The sequence below is a fragment of the Micrococcus sp. SL257 genome (assembly GCF_026625585.1).
GTDB lineage: Bacteria > Actinomycetota > Actinomycetes > Actinomycetales > Micrococcaceae > Micrococcus > Micrococcus luteus.
On the sequence record NZ_CP113053.1, the window covers coordinates 561,283 to 580,067 of the forward strand.

The window sequence follows — 18,785 nt, forward strand, 5'->3', positions numbered from 1 at the left end:
ATGGCCGCGCCCACCCCGAGCCCTGCCGCGCTGTACACGCGGACGGCCCACGCCGCAGCGGCCCAGGTGATCCGCCGCTACTCCACGTCCTTCTCCTGGGCCTGCCGCACCCTGCCCCGGCAGGCACGCCAGGACGTGGCCACGATCTACGCCATGGTCCGCGTCGCCGACGAGGTGGTCGACGGCGTCGCGGTGGCCGCCGGGCTCGACGAGGCCGGGGTCCGCGCCGCCCTGGACGACTACGAGCGGGCGTGTGAGGCCGCGATGGCGTCGGGCTTCGCCACCGACCCGGTCCTGCACGCCTTCGCCGACGTGGCCCGTCGCCACGGCATCACCCCGGAGCTGACCCGTCCCTTCTTCGCCTCCATGCGCGCGGACCTGGGGATCCGCGAGCACGGCGCCGAGTCGCTGGACGCCTACATCCACGGCTCGGCCGAGGTGGTGGGGCTGATGTGCCTGCAGGTCTTCCTCTCCCTCCCCGGCACGCGGGCCCGGACCCCGGGCCAGCGGCAGGAGCTGCGCGCGCAGGCCTCCCGGCTGGGGGCGGCGTTCCAGAAGGTCAACTTCCTCAGGGACCTGGCCGCGGACCACCACGAGCTGGGCCGCACCTACCTGCCCGGTGCCGCACCGGGCGTGCTCACCGAGGCCCGCAAGGCCGAGCTCGTGGCCGAGGTCCGCGCCGACCTCGACGCCGCCCTGCCCGGCATCCGTGTCCTGGACCCCGGGGCCGGGCGCGCCGTGGCCCTGGCGCACGGACTGTTCGCGGCCCTGGTGGACCGGATCGAGGCGACCCCGGCGGCCGAGCTGGCCCACCGCCGTGTCCGGGTGCCGGACCATCAGAAGGCCCGGATCGCCGCCCGCGTCCTGGCACGGGGCCGCCGGGGAGGCCGCCGATGAGCGCCCGGGACACCGCTCTCGGCCCGCGCACCGTGGTGGTGGGCGGCGGGTTCGCCGGACTGGCCACGGCGGGCCTGTTGGCCCGCGACGGGCACCGGGTGACGCTGCTGGAGCGCGGCGCCGTCTTGGGCGGCCGTGCCGGACGCTGGTCTGAGGCGGGGTTCACCTTCGATACCGGGCCCTCCTGGTACCTGATGCCCGAGGTGATCGACCGCTGGTTCCGCCTCATGGGGACCTCCGCCGCCGAACGGCTGGACCTGCGCCGTCTGGACCCCGGCTACCGGGTGTACTTCGAGGGGCACCTCCACGAGCCCCCCGTGGACGTGCGCACCGGCCACGCGGAGACGCTGTTCGAGTCCCTCGAGCCCGGCGCCGGGCGCCGGCTGCGGGCCTACCTCGACTCCGCGTCCCGGATCTACGGGCTCGCCAAGGAGCACTTCCTCTACACGGACTTCCGCCGGCCGGCCGCCCTGGCCCACCCGGACGTCCTGCGCGCCCTGCCGGCCCTCGGGCCCCAGCTGCTGGGGGGCCTGCGCTCCCACGTGGCGGCCCGCTTCCAGGATCCCCGGCTGCGCCAGATCCTGGGCTACCCGGCGGTCTTCCTCGGCACGTCCCCCGACCGTGCCCCCGCCATGTACCACCTGATGTCCCATCTGGACCTCGCCGACGGCGTGCAGTACCCCCTCGGCGGGTTCGCGGCCCTCGTGGACGCCATGGCGGAGGTCGTGCGCGAGGCCGGCGTGGAGATCCGCACCGGGGTCGAGGCGACCGCCGTCGAGGTGGTGGACCGTCCCGCCCCCGCCGGCCGCCTCGGACGCCTGGCCGCCCGCCTGCCCAGGCCGGGAGCAGCCCGCGGGGACGAGGGCCGACGTCGCCGCCCGGGCCAGGTGACCGGCGTCGCCTGGCGGTCCGACGACGGCGCCGCGGGACGCCTCGACGCCGATGTGGTGGTGGCCGCCGCGGACCTGCACCACGTGCAGACCCGTCTGCTGCCTCCCGGCCGGCGCGTCGCGGAGTCCACGTGGGACCGGCGCGACCCCGGCCCCTCCGGCGTGCTCGTGTGCGTGGGGGTGCGCGGATCCCTGCCCCAGCTGGCCCATCACACCCTGCTGTTCACGGCGGACTGGGAGGACAACTTCGGGCGCATCGAGCGGGGAGAGGACCTCGCCGCGGACACGTCGATCTACGTCTCGCGCACCTCCGCCACGGACCCGGGCGTGGCCCCGGAGGGCGACGAGAACCTCTTCATCCTCGTCCCGGCCCCCGCCGAGCCGGGGTGGGGGCGCGGCGGCATCCGGGTCCGTGACGGCGAGGGCTGGCGGGTGGACCGCGCCGGGGACGCCCAGGTGGAGGCCGTGGCGGACCGGGCCCTCGACCAGCTGGCCCGCTGGGCCGGGATCCCGGACCTGGCCGAGCGCATCGTGGTGCGGCGCACCTACGGGCCCGGTGACTTCGCCGCGGACGTGCACGCCTGGCGGGGTTCGCTGCTGGGCCCCGGGCACACGCTGGCGCAGTCGGCCATGTTCCGTCCCTCGGTGCGGGACGCGGACGTGGCCGGCCTGATGTACGCGGGCTCCTCGGTGCGCCCGGGCATCGGGGTGCCCATGTGCCTGATCTCCGCCGAAGTGGTCCGGGACGAACTGCGCCACGACGCGCGCAGGGCCCGGCCCGCGGGCCCCGGGGGGAGCGGCGCATGATCCGCACCCTCTTCTGGGCGTCCCGGCCGGTCAGCTGGGTGAACACGGCCTACCCGTTCGCCGCCGCCGCGATCCTGACCGGGGGGCTGCCCGCGTGGCTGGTGGTCCTGGGCGTCGTGTTCTTCCTCGTGCCCTACAACCTGGCCATGTACGGCATCAATGACGTGTTCGATTTCGCCTCGGACCTGCGCAACCCCCGCAAGGGGGGCGTGGAGGGCTCCGTGCTGGGCGACCCCGCGGTGCGCCGCCGGGTGCTGGCGTGGTCGGTGCTGCTGCCCGTGCCGTTCGTGGCCGTGCTCGCGGGCTGGTCCGCCGTGCGGGGCGAGTGGGCCGCCGTGCTGGTGCTGGCGGTGAGCCTGTTCGCGGTGGTGGCGTACTCCTGGGCGGGGCTGCGGTTCAAGGAGCGGCCCTTCCTGGACGCCGCGACCTCCGCCACCCACTTCGTCTCCCCCGCGGTCTACGGCCTCGTGCTCGCCGGGGCGACCCCCACGCCCGCCCTGGCGGCGCTGCTGGGGGCGTTCTTCCTGTGGGGCATGGCCTCGCAGATGTTCGGGGCGGTGCAGGACGTGGTGCCGGACCGGGAGGGGGGCCTGGCCTCGGTGGCCACCGTGCTGGGCGCTCGGCGCACCGTCCTGCTCGCCGCCGGCCTGTACGCGGCGGCGGGCCTGCTGCTGCTGGCCACCGACCCGCCGGGCCCGCTTGCGGCGCTGCTGGCCGTGCCCTACGTGGTGAACACCCTGCGCTTCCGCCGCGTCACGGACGCCACCTCGGGCGCGGCCCACCGCGGCTGGCAGCTGTTCCTCCCCCTGAACTACGTGACCGGCTTCCTCGTGACCCTGCTGCTGATCGGGTGGGCGCTGACCCGGGGGGCGGCGGCATGATCTACCTGCTGGCCCTGCTGGGTGTCATCGGCTGCATGCTGCTGGTGGACCGGCGCTTCGAGCTGTTCCTGTGGCATCGCCCGCTCCCGGCGCTGCTGGTGCTGGCCGCCGGGGTGGCCTACTTCTTCGCCTGGGACCTGTGGGGGATCGCCGAAGGCGTGTTCCTGCACCGGCAGTCGCCCTACATGACCGGGGTGATGCTCGCCCCCCAGCTGCCCCTGGAGGAGGGGTTCTTCCTGCTCTTCCTCAGCCAGATCACGATGGTGCTGTTCACCGGGGCGCTGCGCCTGCTGCGCGGCCGGCGAGGTGACGCCCGTGCCGCGACGCCGGCCGATCCGACCGACGGGGGCAGCCGGTGACCTTCCTCGACCTCGTCCTCGTCTTCGTGGGCTTCGCCCTGGCCGTGCTCGTGGGCGCCGCCCTCGTCGGCCGCGTGCGGGGCGAGCACCTGCGGGCCGTGGCGGCCACCCTGGTGGCCCTGTGGGCCCTCACGGCGGTCTTCGACAACGTGATGATCGCCGCGGGGCTCTTCGACTACGGCCGTGAGCTGCTGGTGGGTGCCTACGTGGGCCAGGCGCCCGTGGAGGACTTCGCCTACCCGCTCGGCTCCGCCCTGCTGCTGCCGGCGCTCTGGCTGCTGCTGACGAGCCGTGGTCGTGCCGGTCGGCGCGGCCCTCGGCCGGGACGCCGCCCCCACCCGGACGATCGCTGACATGCTGCCGCTGATCCCCGCAGACCTGCTGCGCGCGCTCGGCCTGATCCTCGTCCCGGTCGCGGCGGTGCACGCCGGATGGCCGTCCGCGGCGGCGATGCTGCTCGTGTTCGGCTCCCAGTGGCTCACCCGCTGGCTCGCCCCGGGCGGTGCCCTGGACTGGGCCGCGCAGGCGGTCCTGCTGCTGGCCGGGTGGCTGAGCGTCATCGGCCTCTACCCACGGGTGCCGTGGCTGGACCTGCTCGTGCACGCCGCCGCCTCCGCCGTGGTCGCCTGCCTGACGGCACTGGTGGTGGGGGCATGGCTCCGGCGTCGGGGGACCGAGGCCGGGCAGACCGTGGCGCTGCTCGGCCCGGGCCTGGCCGGGCTGGGGATCGCGGCCGCCGCCGTGGCCCTGGGCGTGGTGTGGGAGCTGGCCGAATGGTGGGGGCACACGGCGGTGACCCCCGAGATCGGTGTGGGCTACACGGACACCATCGGCGACCTCGCCGCCGATCTCGTCGGCGCCGGGATCGGCGCCGCCCTCGCCGTGCGCCGGGAGCGCACCCGGTGACCCCGGCCCGCCCCACGGTCTCCGTGGTCGTCCCGGTGCTCGACGACGCCGAGCACCTGCGCGTGTGCCTCGCCCTGCTGGCCGCCCAGAGCCGGCCGGCGCTGGAGGTGGTGGTGGTGGACAACGGCTGCGTGGACGACTCGGCGGTGCTCGCCCGCGCCGCCGGCGCGCGGGTGGTGCACGAGCCGCGCCGCGGGGTCCCGGCCGCGGCGGCCGCCGGCCTGGACGCCGCGGTCGGGGAGCTGCTGGTGCGCTGCGACGCCGACACGCGGATGCCCGCGGACTGGCTCGAACGGATCGTGGCCCGGTTCGACGCCGACCCCGGGCTCGACGCCCTCACCGGGCCGGGGACCTTCCACGACCAGCCCGGCCTCCGGGGACAGGTGCGGGCGGCGCTCTACACCGGCGCGTACCGCTGGGGGGCGGGCGCCGCGGTGGCGGCCACCCCCGTCTGGGGCTCCAACTGCGCCCTGCGCGCCGAGGCGTGGCAGGCTGTGCGGACCCGCGTCCACCGCGAGCGCGGGGACGTGCACGATGACCTGGACCTGTCCTTCCAGCTGGCCTTGGCCGGCCGCCGGATCCGGTTCGATCCGGACCTGCGGGTGGAGGTCGCCGGGCGCATCTTCCACTCCCTGCGCCAGCGGGTGCGGCAGGGCCGGATGGCGGTCACCACCCTGCAGGTCAACTGGGCCCGGCTGTCCCCCGGGCGGCGGTGGCTGCGCCGGGCGGCCCGGTCACGCCCCCGGCCCCACTGGGGGCGTGGCCCCGACGGTCAGTCCCGCGACTGAGCCCCGCCGGCGCCGCGGGCTCGCCTGTCCAACGGGTTGCGACGCAGGGGCAGCCGGTCCACCAGCGGCCGCAGCAGGCCGCGGGTGCGGGGACGCTCGCCGCCGTCGTGCCGGCGCCTGGCCTCGGCCAGAATGTTCGCGGCCATCTCCGGGAACACCACGGCGTGGAAGGGCAGGATGGCGGTCCAGTAGGCGCGTCCGAGCAGGCCGTCCGGCATGAAGACCGCCCGCTGGCGGTAGACGGAGCCTCCGCCCTCCCGCGGCTCGGTGCTCAGCTGCAGCCAGGCCCGCCCGCCGGCCTTCATCTCCGCCCGCAGGGTCAGCCGCCGCCCCGGCTCCACGTCCTCCACCCGCCACCAGTCCACGGCGTCGCCGCGTCGCAGGTGGTTCGGGTCCCGCCGGCCGCGGGTCAGGCCGGGCCCGCCGGCCAACTTGTCCATCAGCCCGCGGATCTTCCACAGCAGCGGGGTCGAATACCAACCGTTGGCGCCGCCCACCGACTCGATCACCGGCCACACCTCCTGCGCGGGCAGGTCGGACTCGCGCTCGCGCTCGTCCGTGTAGACCGTGGTGCCGGCCCACTCGGGATCCGAGGGCAGGGGGGCGGCCGGGTCCGCGGAGCTCTGGAGGTCCGCGTCGAAGGTGACGTCCAGGGGGCCCTCCTTCTCCCGCTTCAGCGCCAGCCGCACGGCGTCCATGTAGGAGGTCAGCCCGCCCGGCGGGTCCGGGATGAGGTCGCGGACCGAGCGGTCCTCCACGACCGCCTCCTCGGCGAGGGATGCGGCCAGGGGCAGGGCCACCGCGACCGGGATGGGGGTCACCATGCCGATCCAGAAGCCCGCCAGGGTCTTCAAGGGCAACGGGGTGGGGATCACGATGCGCCGGGACAGGCCGGCGGCCTTGGCGTAGTCCACCAGCACGCTCGCGAACGGCTGGGGGTGCCCGTTGCCGATCTGGGCCCGCAGCTGCACGGGCTCCGGGAGGGCGCAGGCCTGCAGGAGGTAGTACAGGACGTCGCGGATGGCCAGCGGCTCCACCCGGTTCCTCAGCCAGGACGGGCCGGGCATCACGGGCAGCCGCTCGGCGAGGTGGCGGATCATCTCGAACGAGGTGGAGCCCGAGCCGATGATCACCCCGGCCTCGAACGTCAGTGCCGGGGTCGCCGCCCGCTCGAGACGCTCGGCCACGAGGGCGCGGGAGCGCATGTGGTCGGACAGCTCCGCGACGGGGACCGTGTCCGGGTGCAGGCCGGAGAGATAGACGAGCTGGGCCACGCCGGCCGTGTCCGCGGCGGTGCCCACGATGTCCGCGATCCGCTGCTCCTGGGCCACGAAGTCGCCGCCCCCGCCCATGGAGTGCACGAGGTAGAGCACGGTGTGCACGTCCTGCATGGCGGCTTCGACGAGGTCCGCCTCGGTGAGGTCGAGCTCCACCGCCTCGATGCTGTCCGACCACGGTCGGTCCGCGAGGTCGGAGGGGTTCCGGGCGCCGGCCCGGACGTCGAAGCCGGCGGCGAGCAGCTCGGGGATGAGGCGCCCGCCCACGTAACCGGTGGCACCGGTGACGAGGACGCGACGGCCCCGGCCGTCCGGCAGGGACAGGCCGAGGGGGGAGGTGTGGGACGCCGGCGTGGCACCGGCGGGGACGGGGGAGGGCTGTGTGGACGCCATGGGCGCACTCTAGGGTCCGGGGCGGGTCGGGCTGAAGGTCTCAGGTGTGCGGACCCGGGGCCCGTGAGTGGGCACGCCGCCGGACCTGCGTCGGTCGGAGCGGGCCCGGCACGGTCCGTGAAAGACTGCTCGCTATGGCCACTGCAGATTCCGGAGACGTCCTGCCGCACCTGCGCACCGAGGCCATCCGCGCCGTCGTCGGGCCCACCAGTGCGGACCGCGGCTTCGCCGTGGCCGCGTCGGGTGCCGTGGGGCGCCTGCGCTATGACGCCGCCACCGGCCGTCTGAGCGCCTCCGTCCAGGGCACCGCGCCCAGCCCCTACCGGGTGCAGGTGCAGCTGCAGGAGGCCTACGACGACGCCGCCGAGGACGGCGCCGGCGCCCTCATGGAGCCGGTGGGCGGGCGCTGCACGTGCCCGGTCGGGACGGACTGCAAGCACGTGGCCGCCGCGCTCTACCAGGTGGTCCGCCTCGACGCCGACCAGGCCCTCGACGACGCCCGCCGCAAGCTCGCCGAGATGGTCACCACGGCGGACGCGCTGCCCGCGCCCGCCGGCCGGGGCCACGACGGCGGCGGCCCGGCCGGCCTCGACGCCCCGGCCGCGGACGGGGCGGCGCCCCCACCCGCTGCCGGCCTGGACTGGCGACGGGTCATGGAGCCGCTGGCCGGGCTCGACGGTCCGCGCCGGCTGGGCACGCCGCCCGCGCTGGCGATCGGCGTGGAGCTCGTGGCCGAGTCCTCCCGCAACGCGTTCCAGCAGTGGGGCCCGGCGACGGCCGGGGAGGAGCAGGTGCGCGAGGGCCGCCCGCTGTACGTGACCGTGCGCCCGCTCAAGCGCGGGGCCAAGGGGACGTGGATCAAGGGCGGGCTGACGTGGAAGGCGTTCCAGTTCCCGCGCGCCGAGTTCGCCCCCGCCCAGGAGCGGGCGATGCGCCTGATCTGGCGTCAGGTCCAGGCCGAGGACTCCTACCCGGGCGACGCCTGGTTCGGTCTGCACGTCTTCGACTCCCCGCGGATCTGGCAGCTGCTCGCGGAGGCCCGCGAGGTCGGGGTGGAGCTCGTGCCGCTGGGGCTGCTGACGGACGTGGTGCTGGAGGCGCCCGCCGCCGTCGGGCTGGACGTCACCGGCGCCCCCGACGGCGGCCTGGACGTGGCCCCGGCCCTCGACCCGGCCCCGCCCGTCCCCGGGCTGAGCGGTGTGCACGCCGTGGGCGGCATCGGCTTCTACCGCGTGGAGCTCACGGACGAGGAGGCCGTGCTCCACCTGATCCCCGCCGCACGCCCCGTCCCCGAGGCCGTGCAGCAGCTCGTGCTCGCCGGCGGGCCCGTGCGCGTGCCCGCCGCGGACCGCGAGGAGTTCCTCGGCCGGATCTACCCGCGGCTGCGTGGCGCCCTGCCCGTGACCAGCGGCGACGCCTCCGTGGAGCTGCCCGAGTTCGAGCCGCCCGTGCTGCGGCTGCGCGCCGACTTCCGACCCGGCCACGAGCTCGTGCTGCGCTGGTCCTGGCTCTACTTCGACCCGCCCCGCGAACTCGGCCTCGACGCCGGCGGCGACCCCCTGCGGGACACCCGGCACGAGGACGCGGTGCTGCGCGCCGTGGCCGAGCTCTGGCCGCGCGCCGGCCGTGCGGAGGAGCAGGTCCTCGAGGGCGTGGGCGCCGCCCGGTTCTCCGAGCAGGTGCTGCCGCTGCTGCAGCGCGCGGACCACGTGCGCGTGGACGTCACCGGCGACCGCCCCGACTACCGCGAGCTGAAGGCCGCCCCGCGCATCGAGGTCGGCACGAAGGCCACGCAGAACGACTGGTTCGACCTCGGCGTGCAGGTCTCCGTGGACGGGCACGTGCTGCCGTTCGTGGAGCTGTTCACCGCGCTCGTGCAGGGCAGGACCACGCTGATCCTCGCGGACGGCTCCTACCTGGGCCTCGACCACCCCGCCTTCGACCGGTTGCGCGCCCTGCTCTCCGAGGCCGCCACCCTGCAGGAGTGGACCCCGGAGCACACCCCCGTCTCACGGCACCAGGTCGGCTTCTGGGAGGACCTCAAGGAGCTCGCGGACGAGGTGGACGAGGACCCGGAGTGGACCGCCGCCGTCGGGCGTCTGGCCGCCGTCGAGCGCCTCCCCGAGGCCCCGCGCCCCGCCGGCCTGAAGGCCGACCTGCGCCCCTACCAGGAGGAGGGCCTGCGCTGGCTCGCGTTCCTGTGGGAGCAGGACCTCGGCGGGATCCTGGCCGACGACATGGGCCTGGGCAAGACCGTCCAGACCCTCGCGCTCTTCGCCCACGCGCGCCAGGCCCGGCCCGAGCGGCCGCCGTTCCTCGTGGTCGCGCCGAGCTCCGTGGTGTCCGTGTGGGCGGCCGAGGCCGAGAAGTTCACCCCGGACCTCGACGTGCGCGTCCTGGACACCACCACCCGCAAGCGCGGCACCGCCGTGGCGGACGAGGTGGCGGGGGCGGACGTGGTGGTCACCAGCTACACGCTCCTGAGGATCGACGCCGGCCAGTACGGCGGACTCGACTGGGGCGGGGTGGTCTTCGACGAGGCACAGTTCCTGAAGAACCGCGCCGCGAAGGTGCACACGGTGGCCCGCGACCTGCGCGCCCCCTTCCGGCTGGCCATCACCGGCACGCCGATGGAGAACTCCCTCAGCGACCTGTGGGCGCTGCTGGGCGTCGTCGTGCCGGGCCTGTTCCCGAGCCACCGCCGGTTCCGCGAGACCTACGTGACCCCCATCGAGACCGGGGGGGACCCCGAGCGGATGGCGGCCCTGCGCCGCCGCGTGCGCCCGTTCATGCTGCGCCGCTCCAAGGAGCTCGTGGCGAAGGACCTGCCGTCCAAGCAGGAGCAGATCCTCCAGGTGGAGCTCGAGCCGGCCCACCGCAAGCTCTACGACCGCGTGCTCCAGCGCGAGCGCCGCAAGGTGTTGGGCCTGCTCGGGGACATGGACGGCAACCGGTTCACCATCTTCACGTCGCTCACGCTGCTGCGGATGCTCGCGCTGGCGCCGCAGATCGTCGACGACCAGTACGCCTCCGTGCCCAGCTCGAAGCTCGAGCGGTTCCTCGACGACCTCACCGAGGTGATCGGCGAGGGGCACCGCGTGATCGTGTTCAGCCAGTTCACGAGCTTCCTGCGGGTGATCGCCGAGGAGCTGGACCACCTGGAGATCGAGCACGCGTACCTCGACGGCTCCACGCGCGGGCGCGCCGAGGTGATCCGTGGCTTCCGTGAGGGCGAGGCGCCGGTGTTCCTGATCTCCCTGAAGGCGGGTGGCTTCGGCCTGACCCTGACCGAGGCGGACTACGTGTTCCTCATGGATCCGTGGTGGAACCCCGCCGCGGAGGCGCAGGCCGTGGACCGGGCGCACCGGATCGGGCAGGAGCGGACCGTGATGGTCTACCGGCTCGTGTCCGAGGGGACGATCGAGGAGAAGGTGCTCGAGCTGCAGCGGCGCAAGGCCGAGCTGTTCGGCGCGCTCATGGACGAGTCCGACGACTCCGGCGCCGGCGCCTTCACCGACTCCCTCACCGCCGAGGACATCCGGGAGATGCTCGGCGCCGAGGAGTGAGGGCCGCGCGAGGCGTACCGGACGTTTTCGTTCGGGAAACGGCGGCGTGTCGCGACGTTTTCGTTCGGGAAACGGCGGCCCGCCCGCCCGTTTCGTCAACGAAAGTCGTCCCCGGGGCGCCGTTTCCCGAACGAAAGCGGGGGGTAGCCTCGGGCCATGCGTCGCCCGTCCCGTTCCAGCACCGCCGACCCCGCCAGCACCGCCGCCCCTGCCCCCACCGCCACCCCCGCCTTCGCGCCGTCCGCCCGGTCTCAGGTGCCACCGTTCACGGTGATGAGCATCCTCGGCCGGGTCGCCGAACTCCGTGCCGCCGGCCACGACGTCGTCAGCCTGTGCGCGGGGGAGCCGGGCGGGGGCGCCCCGCCCGCCGTCGACGCCGCGGCCGCCGCCGTCCACGCCTCCGGCCGTGCCCTCACCTACACCCCGGCGCTGGGCCTGCCGGAGCTGCGGGCCGCCGTCGCCGGCCACTACCGCCGCTGGTACGGGCTCGACGTGCGCCCCGAGCAGGTCGCGATCACCACGGGCTCCTCGGGGGCGTTCATGCTCGGCTTCCTCGCGGCGTTCCCCCCGGGGGACCGCGTGCTCCTGCCGCGCCCCGGCTATCCGGCGTACCGCAACATCCTCACGGCGCTCGGGGTGGAGGTGGTGGACGTGGACGTCGACGCCGGCACCCGCTACCAGCCCACGGTCGCCCACCTGGAGGCGGCGCTCGCGGAGGGCCCGGTCGCGGGGCTCGTGCTCGCCTCCCCGGCCAATCCCACGGGCACGATGGTCAGCGCCGCCGAGCTCGCCGAACTCGCCCGCTGGTGCGAGGAACGCGGTGTGCGGCTCGTCTCGGACGAGATCTACCACGGCATCGTGCACACGGACGGGGAGGGGCTCGGCGCCTGCGCATGGCGCACCTCCCGCACCGCGCTCGTGGTCAGCTCGTTCTCCAAGTACTGGGGCATGCCCGGCTGGCGGCTGGGCTGGATGCTCATGCCGGACGACCTCGCCGCCGCGGTCGACGGCCTCGCCGGCTCGGTCGCCCTCTGCCCGCCCGCCGCGGCCCAGGAGGCGGCCGTCCACGCGTTCAGCGAGGAGTCCTACGCGTTCTGTGCCGAGCAGGCCGGCGGCTTCACGGCGACGCGCGGCGTCGTGCTGGCCGCCCTGCCCCGGCTCGGCTGGGCCGACGCCGCCCCCGCCGACGGCGCCTTCTACCTCTGGGCCCGTCTCGCCCCGGGCATGCTGGCGGAGTTCGGCAGCGCCGTCGGCTACTGCGCCGCCCTGCTGGAGGAGGCCGGCGTCGCGCTGACCCCCGGCGACGACTTCGACGCCGTCCACGGGCCCGAGTCCGTCCGGCTCTCCTTCGCCGCCGGCCCGGACGCCGTCCACGAGGCGCTCGAGCGGATCGCCGCCTGGCATGCGGCGCGCGGCCTGGCCTGACGGGCTCCGCCGCGCGCCGCACCGCCCGACGCCTCAGCCGCCCAGCCGGTAGTGGCGCCCGAGCGGCGTGCCGTTGACGGCCCGGTCGCCGCGTCGAGGGCGTCACGTGCCGGTTCCCGCGACGGGGGCGCGCCGTCGGCGCCGCCGAGATGCCGGGGCGGGGTCCACCGCAGTATTGCGAACCATCCGCAACAGTTCTTATTGTGAATCAGTCGCATCTTCTCGCCCTCGTGAAAGGCTCCCCGTGTCCCACTTCGCCCCGCAGCGCCGTTCCACGCGCACCGCCACCTTCTCCGCCACCCTCGCCGCCGCGGCCATCGCACTGACGGCGTGCGGCGCGGACGCCGACCCGTCCGGCCCGACGTCGGCACCCGCCTCCGCCGCGGGCGGCTCCGAGTCGCCGGCGGGTGAGGCGACGGCGGCCTCCTCCGTCTCCGCGGAGGACCGCGTCGACCCGACCCAGACCACCGAGGTCTCCGCGGTGACGCCGCGCATCCTGCTCTCGCACGAGGACGGGCTCACGCTGCTCGACGCCGAGTCCGGTGAGGTGGTGAAGGAGCAGGACATCACGGGCTTCAAGCGGCTGAGCAACGCCGGCAACGGCAAGGACGTCCTGGTGACCACCGGGAAGGGCTGGGAGGTGTTCTCCACCGGCATCCAGGCCAAGGCCCACGGCGATCACTTCCACAACTACGAGTCCGCGCCCGGCATGACCGGCGTAACGTTCCCGGGTGAGCATCCCGGCCACGTCGTCACCCACAACGGCAAGACCACCCTCTTCGCGGACGGCACGGGCGCGATCCGCACCTTCGACTCGACCCACCTGGACAAGGCGACCCCGGACCTCATGCCCGTCATGACGGAGGCCGAGACCGAGGACCCGCACCACGGCGTGGCGCTCGAGCTCTCCGACGGCACCCTCTTCACCACGCAGGGCACCGAGGACTCCCGGAACACGCTCCAGGTGATCGACCCGAAGACCGGCGAGGTCACGGCCGAGACCGACGACTGCCCCGGCAGCCACGGCGAGGCCGCGGCCCAGCCGACGGAGGCGGGCGACGTCGTCGTGATGGGCTGCGAGAACGGGCCCGTCGTGTACCGGGACGGCGAGTTCCACAAGGTGGAGGTCGAGACCGAGTACCAGCGCTCCGGGAACCTGTTCGGGTTGCATGACTCACCCATCGTCCTGGGTGATCACAAGGTCGAGGAGGAGCCGAAGGAAGCCGTCGAGCGGCCCACGGGGATCGCCCTCATCGACACCCGCACCGATGAGCTCACCACCGTGGACCTCGGCTCGTCCTACTGGTTCCGCTCGCTCGGCCGCGCTGAGGACGGCTCCGCGGTCGTGCTGACCTACGACGGCGAGGTCACCGTGATCGACGAGGAGACCGGTGAGGTCACCGCCGAGTACCCGGTGATCGAGCCGTGGAAGGAGAAGGACGAGTGGCAGGAGCCCGGTCCGATCCTGAAGGTCGCCGGGAACACCGCCTACGTGACGGACGCGGAGAACCGGAGGCTCGTGGCCGTGGACCTGGAGACCGGTGAGACCGTCCTGGAGAAGGACCTGGAGTTCGCCCCGGTCGAGATGGCCGTGGTCACCGGCCAGCCGGAGTCCGTGAAGCCCGAGGAGGGCGCGCACGGTGACGAGGACCACGACGACCACGACCACTGATCGGGCCGGACATGGCGGCGGGGGTCAGCGCCGCGCGGCCGTGGCCCCCGCCGGAACCGGGTCCGACGCATCGGCGGGGTGTCCGAGGCGCGGGGCGGACGGCTGGAGCGCGAACACGAGCAGCGTGAGCGGGCCGACGAACGGTACCAGCCCGAGGAACAGCCACGCGCGGCTGAAGCCCGCATCGTGGAGGCGCCGGGCGAGCAGGGCGAGCGAGGGGAGCGCGTGCGTGATCCCCACCAGGAGGACGGCCGCGTCGCGGAGGGACAGGTCCGGCGAGCCGAGGACGAACACGTCCAGGGCGGTGGACACGAAGTGAACGACGGCCTGCAGGAGCCATAGGTAGAGCGCCGCGAGCCAGAAGTCGGCGCGGGAGGCGCGCCCGCTGAACTGCACGTAGCCGGCGTAGTAGCGGCGGATGGCCTGGAGCATGTTCATGGTCCGGCCCTCAGTCCTGCCGCGGGGACGCCAGCAGCCCCTGTGCCGCGACGATCACGAGCATCGCAGCCCCCGCTGCGGTCGCCCCCGCGGGCCCGGCCACGGGATCGCCGAGAGCCGCGAGTACGGCACCGGCGAGCCCCAGCACGGCCATCGCCCCGCCGATCCACCAGAACACCGGGGCCTGGAATGCCCGAGCGAACGGGAGGAAGTGGCCACCCACCACGGCGGCCACCAGGGCGATCTGGGCCGTCGGTGCGTCGAGTCCGAAAGCCACCAGGCGGGTCACGGGGAGGAGCGCCAGCATTGTGACGACGGCGATCCCGTAGACGCGCCGCGGGCGGGCGTCGGCACGGTGGGCAGCATCCGCCGGCGCAGCAGCACCACCACCAGGGTGAAGCTGATGAGCGAGACCGCGACGCCCCGCAGCGTGCCCTGGTGCTCTGGCGGCAGCCCCGCGATCCCGCCGAACAGGAAGGCGCCGCCGCCGACCACCCCGATCAGCCCGCCCGACACCACCGGGTGCCGGAGGTGGCCGATCCCGCGGACGGGCGGGTCGTCGTCGAAGTGGGCCGGCCGCATGGGGCGGGCCGTGGTCGTGTCCGTCATGGTTCCCCCTCGCATCACGTGTGACATGCGTCATCCTGCCATGACGGGTGGACGGGTCAGGCCCCCTGTGGACAGGCCTCGATGATCATCAACGGGTGCTCCGCCGCGTCGAATGGGCGGCCGTGCCAGTCGCTCCAGACGCGGTCCACGCCCTCGTCCGAGTACTCGGTGCGCCATCGGTGCACGACGACGCCGTCCGCGTCCGGCGTGCTCGTGGCCTCGGACTCGAGTAGGGCGACCGGCCGCCGTCGTCCGTTCCGTGGGCTCCTGCTGCCAGTCCTGGTCGATCAGGTGCATCGCCACGTTCCCGCTCATGATCACCAGGTCCGCCGACGCCGGCTCGATCAGCTCCGCGGTGCCCCGCCGCCACTCGACGCGGTCCCCGCCGGCGCGCGCCCGGGCGACGCGCAGCATGGCCTCGGCCGGGTCCGGATGCATGGACGGCACCGTATCGTGCAGATGACCGCAGCCCCCACCACGAAGACGCAGAAGCGCCTGGCCGGCTGGGTCCAGGGCGTGTCTTCTCACTGGGCACGCACCCATGGCGGCAGTTCAGTGCGTCATGCCTCGTGGCCGTGGCTGCTGTAGACCACGATCGGCGCCCCACTGGGATCACGCGTGCTCTTCCACACGGTCATGCCGATTCGTTCGGCCACGCGACGGGAAGCCGTGTTGTCGGGGTTGATGATCGCGGTGACCAGCGTTGCGTCCAGGGTCTCGAACCCGTATCGCAGGCAGGCAGAGGCCCCCTCGGTTGCCAGTCCCTGTCCCTGGTGTTCGGGCAGGACGTGGTAGCCGACCTCGAGGACCTCTTGGCCGTCGACGTTCTGCCAGGTCAGGCCGCAGTCACCGATGAAGTCGCCGGTGGTCCAGTGTTCGATGACCCACAGGCCGAACCCATGCGTGGCGTAGTTGTCCTTCGACCAGTTGATCCACCGCCGCACCTCATTGCGCGACTTGGCTCGCGGGTAGTAGCGCATGACCTCCGCGTCTCCGAGGAGCCTGAACATGTCGTCGAGGTCAGCGTCGGTCATGCACCGGAACGTGAGTCGATCGGTGGGTTGCGGGATCACCCGACGACCTTACCGACGGCACTGAACCGGCTTCTTGTCTTCGACATGTGCGTGAAACCGCCCCGCGGTCTGCCGCGCTCACCCCACGAAGACGCAGAAGGGGTGGCCGGCCGGGTCCGCGAACACGTACAGGGGCTCGTCCTCGTCGTCGGAGCGGTCCAGGATGAGGCGTCCGCCCAGGTGCAGCGCGTGGTCGTGGGCCGCGTCGAGGGACTCGCGGTCCGGCACGGTGAAATCCAGGTGCAGCTGCATCGGCACCTCGGGTGACGGCCACGTGCTGGGCTTCAGTTCGTCGGTGCGCTGGAATGTCAGGACGCGGCGGCCGTCGTCGTCCAGCAGCACGAGCCAGTCCGCGCTGTCCGGCTCGCGGCCGTCCGCGAGCTCGTCGCCCGCGCGGTAGTGGAGGCCGAGGAGCTCGCGGTAGAACTCCGCGACGGAACGGATGTCGACGGCGTCGATCACCGGCTGCTGGAGCGCAGGATGGGTGACCATGGCCACACATTAAGCAACCTCGGTGTCCGCGTCAGCGTCTCGGCCTCAGTCGACGTCGTCGCGCCCCGCATCCACCCACCGCGCGGCCGGCACGACGGCGGCCAGCGAGACCACCGCCAGGACCTGCCACCCCGCGAGCGCCCAGCCGACCCCGAGCGTCGCCCCGAGCGCACCTCCCGCGAGGGTCGCCAGCGGCACGGAGCCCCGGGTGAGGGTGCGCCGCATCGCGGTGACCCGCCCGAGCGTGCCCTCGGGGCAGGCGCGGGCGGTCACGGCGGCCTGGGTGATGTTCCCGAGCAGGACCATGAACCCCCAGAGGGCGGCGCCGGCCAGCAGCCACGGCCCGGCATGAGCACGGTCGGCGTAGGCCAGCAGGTGCAGCCCCACGGCCACGGCGCAGCCGACCGAGCCGAGGAGGATGCACCGGCGCTCGCCCAGGCGGTCGATGGCCCGGCCCGCCAGGGACGAGGCCGCCAGTGCCCCGACCGCGCCCGCGGTGATCTGGATGCCCAGGAACTCCGGCCCGAGCCGCAGGTCGGTCAGGATCCAGACCGCCTCGACCGGGGCGAAGAGGGCCATGCCCACGTTGGCGGCCACCGACCCCATCGTCAGCAGCCACAGGACCGGGGTGCGCCGCAGGACCGTCCACCCCTCCGCGGCGTCCTTCCCGAACCGGGCCCAGCGGGACAGGACGTCCGCGACGCCGGGGTCCCCGTCGTCGTCCGGGACGTCCGCCGCGGCGGAGGGCCGCAACCGCACCCGGAGCGCGACGATCGCCGCCGCGAAGAGGAACGCCGTCGCGATGCCGAGCACGGGCCCTGCGCCCAGCGACCCGACGAGGACGCCCGCCGCGGCGGGCACGATCAACACGAGGGCGGCGTCGGCGGACTCGAGCCGCGCCGTCAGGCGGGCGACGGCGGTGGCCGGCACGACGCGCGGCACGAGCGCGGTCTGGGTGGTCTCGGCCAGCACCGTGAGCACGCCCAGCAGGGCCATGACGGCGGCGAGGTGGCCGAACGTGAGCGCGTCGAGCGCCCACGCCACGACGAGCGAGCCGAGCACCGCCGCCTTGGCGAGGCCGGTGGCCGCGAGCAGCTGCGGGCTGAGGTGCCGGTCCACCACGATGCCGATGGGCACGCCGAGCAGGAGGAATCCCAACCCGGAGAGCGTCATCAGCACGCCCATGCCGTCGGCGCCCACGCCGAGCAGGAGCACCGCCAGGACGTCCAGGGCGACGTCCGTGGCGGACCGGCCACCCGCGTCGAGGGCGTTGGAGGCGACCAGCCACCGCGCCCGTCCTTCCGGCGGCGGGGGCGTCTCAGCGTCAGGGGTGCGGGGGGCAGGCGTCTGACGACGCGGGTCCGTGCTCACCGCCACACGTGGAGCAGGTAGCCGTAGCTCAGCGACGTCGTTGCGGGGTGCTCGGCGAGCCACGCGTCGGCGACCCCTCGCTCGAACTCCAGCCGCAGGACGGCCTCGAGGTCGGCGCGGGAGTCGAAGGTCCACGAGCTCATGACCTCACGGGTCTCGGCCCCGATGCCGGCCCACCACTCGCGCGCGTACGTGTCCTGGCCCTGCGCCGCCGCGTTCGTGCTCGCCCGCAGCAGCTCGGCGAACTGGCCGCGCTCGGTGTCGTTGTCGATCACCACGAGCGCGCCGCCGGGCCGCAGCACCCGGGTGACCTCGTCCAGGCCGGGTCGGACGTCCCAGCGCGGGTGCGGGAAGAAGTACGCGAACCGGGCATGCACGACGTCGACGCTCGCCTCCGGCAGCGGGATCTGCTCGGCCGAGCCGTACAGCACGCGCGCCCCGCCGGGGCGGGCGCGGGCGGCCCCCAGCAGGCGCACGTCCGGCTCGACGGCGATCGTCTCGGCCGCGTCGGCGTAGCGGGGCAGCCAGAAGCCGGTGCCCGCACCGAGGTCGAGCAGCGTCCGCCCGGCCCAAGGCGCCGCCTCCTGCAGCGCCGCCCAGAGGGCGCCCTCACGGTCCATGGCCGCGTTCTCTATCTCGTACAGCGCCGGGTCCACGCCCTGGTTGCCCGAGGGACGGAAGTCGGGCAGGCCCGTGGCCGGTCCGCCCGGTGTGCTCTGCGTCATGCCCGGGAGTCTGACACACCCCCCTCCACGCCGGTCCGTCACACGGGTCTGCCACGGCCCGCCGCGCCCCGGAGAGGCTCCGGCCGGTCCTGGATGGCGCGGTGGCGGCTCATGTGACGCGCGAGCCGGCCGCCCGCTGGACTCGCGGCGGCCCACCGCGTGGGATGGGCTCACCACCCATCCAGAGCGGCCGAGAGATCTGGCTCGACGACGCCG

At 74.3% G+C, this 18,785-nt stretch carries 18 protein-coding genes; 10 read left to right on the forward strand and 8 right to left on the reverse strand.

Annotated features, from left to right (window positions below; translation table 11 throughout):
- Genes OVA32_RS02670 through crtX form a run of 7 tightly spaced genes read left to right on the forward strand, consistent with a single transcriptional unit; the run spans position 1 to position 5,528 of the window.
- On the forward strand, positions 1 to 897 hold the full coding sequence (locus OVA32_RS02670; RefSeq protein WP_063189943.1) for a phytoene/squalene synthase family protein: 897 nt from the start codon (positions 1 to 3) through the stop codon (positions 895 to 897).
- Entirely contained in the window at positions 894 to 2,594 is a 1,701-nt protein-coding gene (gene crtI / locus OVA32_RS02675; protein WP_101966188.1) for a phytoene desaturase family protein, read from the forward strand. The genes OVA32_RS02670 and crtI overlap by 4 nt, the downstream gene beginning before the upstream one ends.
- Positions 2,591 to 3,475, forward strand: coding sequence for a prenyltransferase (locus OVA32_RS02680; protein WP_036384345.1), 885 nt, complete (start codon positions 2,591 to 2,593; stop codon positions 3,473 to 3,475). Before crtI ends, OVA32_RS02680 begins: the two co-directional genes overlap by 4 nt.
- Complete coding sequence (gene crtYg / locus OVA32_RS02685) at positions 3,445 to 3,834, forward strand: C50 carotenoid gamma-cyclase subunit alpha CrtYg (protein WP_036314902.1); 390 nt, start codon at positions 3,445 to 3,447, stop codon at positions 3,832 to 3,834. The genes OVA32_RS02680 and crtYg overlap by 31 nt, the downstream gene beginning before the upstream one ends.
- Positions 3,831 to 4,187 (forward strand): C50 carotenoid gamma-cyclase subunit beta CrtYh, encoded by a 357-nt coding sequence (gene crtYh / locus OVA32_RS02690; protein WP_036384348.1) that lies wholly within the window; start codon positions 3,831 to 3,833, stop codon positions 4,185 to 4,187. Before crtYg ends, crtYh begins: the two co-directional genes overlap by 4 nt.
- Position 4,188: 1 nt before the next feature.
- Positions 4,189 to 4,740, forward strand: a complete 552-nt coding sequence (locus OVA32_RS02695) for a hypothetical protein (RefSeq protein ID WP_180949560.1) — start codon at positions 4,189 to 4,191, stop codon at positions 4,738 to 4,740.
- Positions 4,737 to 5,528 (forward strand): C50 carotenoid glucosyltransferase CrtX, encoded by a 792-nt coding sequence (gene crtX, locus OVA32_RS02700; RefSeq protein ID WP_036384352.1) that lies wholly within the window; start codon positions 4,737 to 4,739, stop codon positions 5,526 to 5,528. Before OVA32_RS02695 ends, crtX begins: the two co-directional genes overlap by 4 nt.
- Here the strand turns inward: crtX and OVA32_RS02705 are convergent.
- Positions 5,513 to 7,198: an SDR family oxidoreductase gene (locus OVA32_RS02705; protein WP_044659278.1), complete on the reverse strand. Its 1,686-nt coding sequence runs from the start codon at positions 7,196 to 7,198 to the stop codon at positions 5,513 to 5,515. The two genes, crtX and OVA32_RS02705, sit on opposite strands and share 16 nt — an antisense overlap.
- Before the next feature lie 134 nt (positions 7,199 to 7,332).
- Here OVA32_RS02705 and OVA32_RS02710 point away from each other — a divergent pair, with 134 nt between their 5' ends.
- The 3 genes from OVA32_RS02710 (at position 7,333) to OVA32_RS02720 (ending at position 13,861) form a co-directional block, all read left to right on the forward strand.
- On the forward strand, positions 7,333 to 10,764 hold the full coding sequence (locus OVA32_RS02710; RefSeq protein ID WP_036384356.1) for a DEAD/DEAH box helicase: 3,432 nt from the start codon (positions 7,333 to 7,335) through the stop codon (positions 10,762 to 10,764).
- A gap of 156 nt (positions 10,765 to 10,920) precedes the next feature.
- On the forward strand, positions 10,921 to 12,189 hold the full coding sequence (locus tag OVA32_RS02715; RefSeq protein ID WP_041103388.1) for an aminotransferase class I/II-fold pyridoxal phosphate-dependent enzyme: 1,269 nt from the start codon (positions 10,921 to 10,923) through the stop codon (positions 12,187 to 12,189).
- A 244-nt stretch (positions 12,190 to 12,433) separates the two neighbouring features.
- Positions 12,434 to 13,861: a PQQ-binding-like beta-propeller repeat protein gene (locus OVA32_RS02720; protein ID WP_041103386.1), complete on the forward strand. Its 1,428-nt coding sequence runs from the start codon at positions 12,434 to 12,436 to the stop codon at positions 13,859 to 13,861.
- 24 nt (positions 13,862 to 13,885) lie between these two features.
- Here the strand turns inward: OVA32_RS02720 and OVA32_RS02725 are convergent, their stop codons facing one another.
- The 7 genes from OVA32_RS02725 to OVA32_RS02755 form a co-directional block, all read right to left on the reverse strand.
- On the reverse strand, positions 13,886 to 14,299 hold the full coding sequence (locus OVA32_RS02725; RefSeq protein WP_036381342.1) for a DUF805 domain-containing protein: 414 nt from the start codon (positions 14,297 to 14,299) through the stop codon (positions 13,886 to 13,888).
- Positions 14,300 to 14,309: 10 nt separating this feature from the next.
- A complete protein-coding gene (locus tag OVA32_RS02730) occupies positions 14,310 to 14,606 on the reverse strand; it encodes a DUF7010 family protein (protein ID WP_036381344.1) in 297 nt (98 codons plus the stop codon).
- On the reverse strand, positions 14,585 to 14,908 hold the full coding sequence (locus OVA32_RS02735) for a hypothetical protein (protein ID WP_036381347.1): 324 nt from the start codon (positions 14,906 to 14,908) through the stop codon (positions 14,585 to 14,587). Before OVA32_RS02735 ends, OVA32_RS02730 begins: the two co-directional genes overlap by 22 nt.
- Before the next feature lie 560 nt (positions 14,909 to 15,468).
- On the reverse strand, positions 15,469 to 15,981 hold the full coding sequence (locus OVA32_RS02740; RefSeq protein ID WP_036381349.1) for a GNAT family N-acetyltransferase: 513 nt from the start codon (positions 15,979 to 15,981) through the stop codon (positions 15,469 to 15,471).
- 78 nt (positions 15,982 to 16,059) lie between these two features.
- Positions 16,060 to 16,473 (reverse strand): VOC family protein, encoded by a 414-nt coding sequence (locus OVA32_RS02745; RefSeq protein ID WP_036381449.1) that lies wholly within the window; start codon positions 16,471 to 16,473, stop codon positions 16,060 to 16,062.
- Between the two features lie 45 nt (positions 16,474 to 16,518).
- The gene (locus OVA32_RS02750; protein ID WP_230594459.1) at positions 16,519 to 17,844 is read right to left on the reverse strand and encodes an MFS transporter; all 1,326 of its coding nucleotides are present in this window, start codon (positions 17,842 to 17,844) and stop codon (positions 16,519 to 16,521) included.
- The gene (locus OVA32_RS02755; RefSeq protein WP_041103385.1) at positions 17,841 to 18,569 is read right to left on the reverse strand and encodes a class I SAM-dependent methyltransferase; all 729 of its coding nucleotides are present in this window, start codon (positions 18,567 to 18,569) and stop codon (positions 17,841 to 17,843) included. Before OVA32_RS02755 ends, OVA32_RS02750 begins: the two co-directional genes overlap by 4 nt.
- Between the last annotated feature and the right edge of the window lie 216 nt (positions 18,570 to 18,785).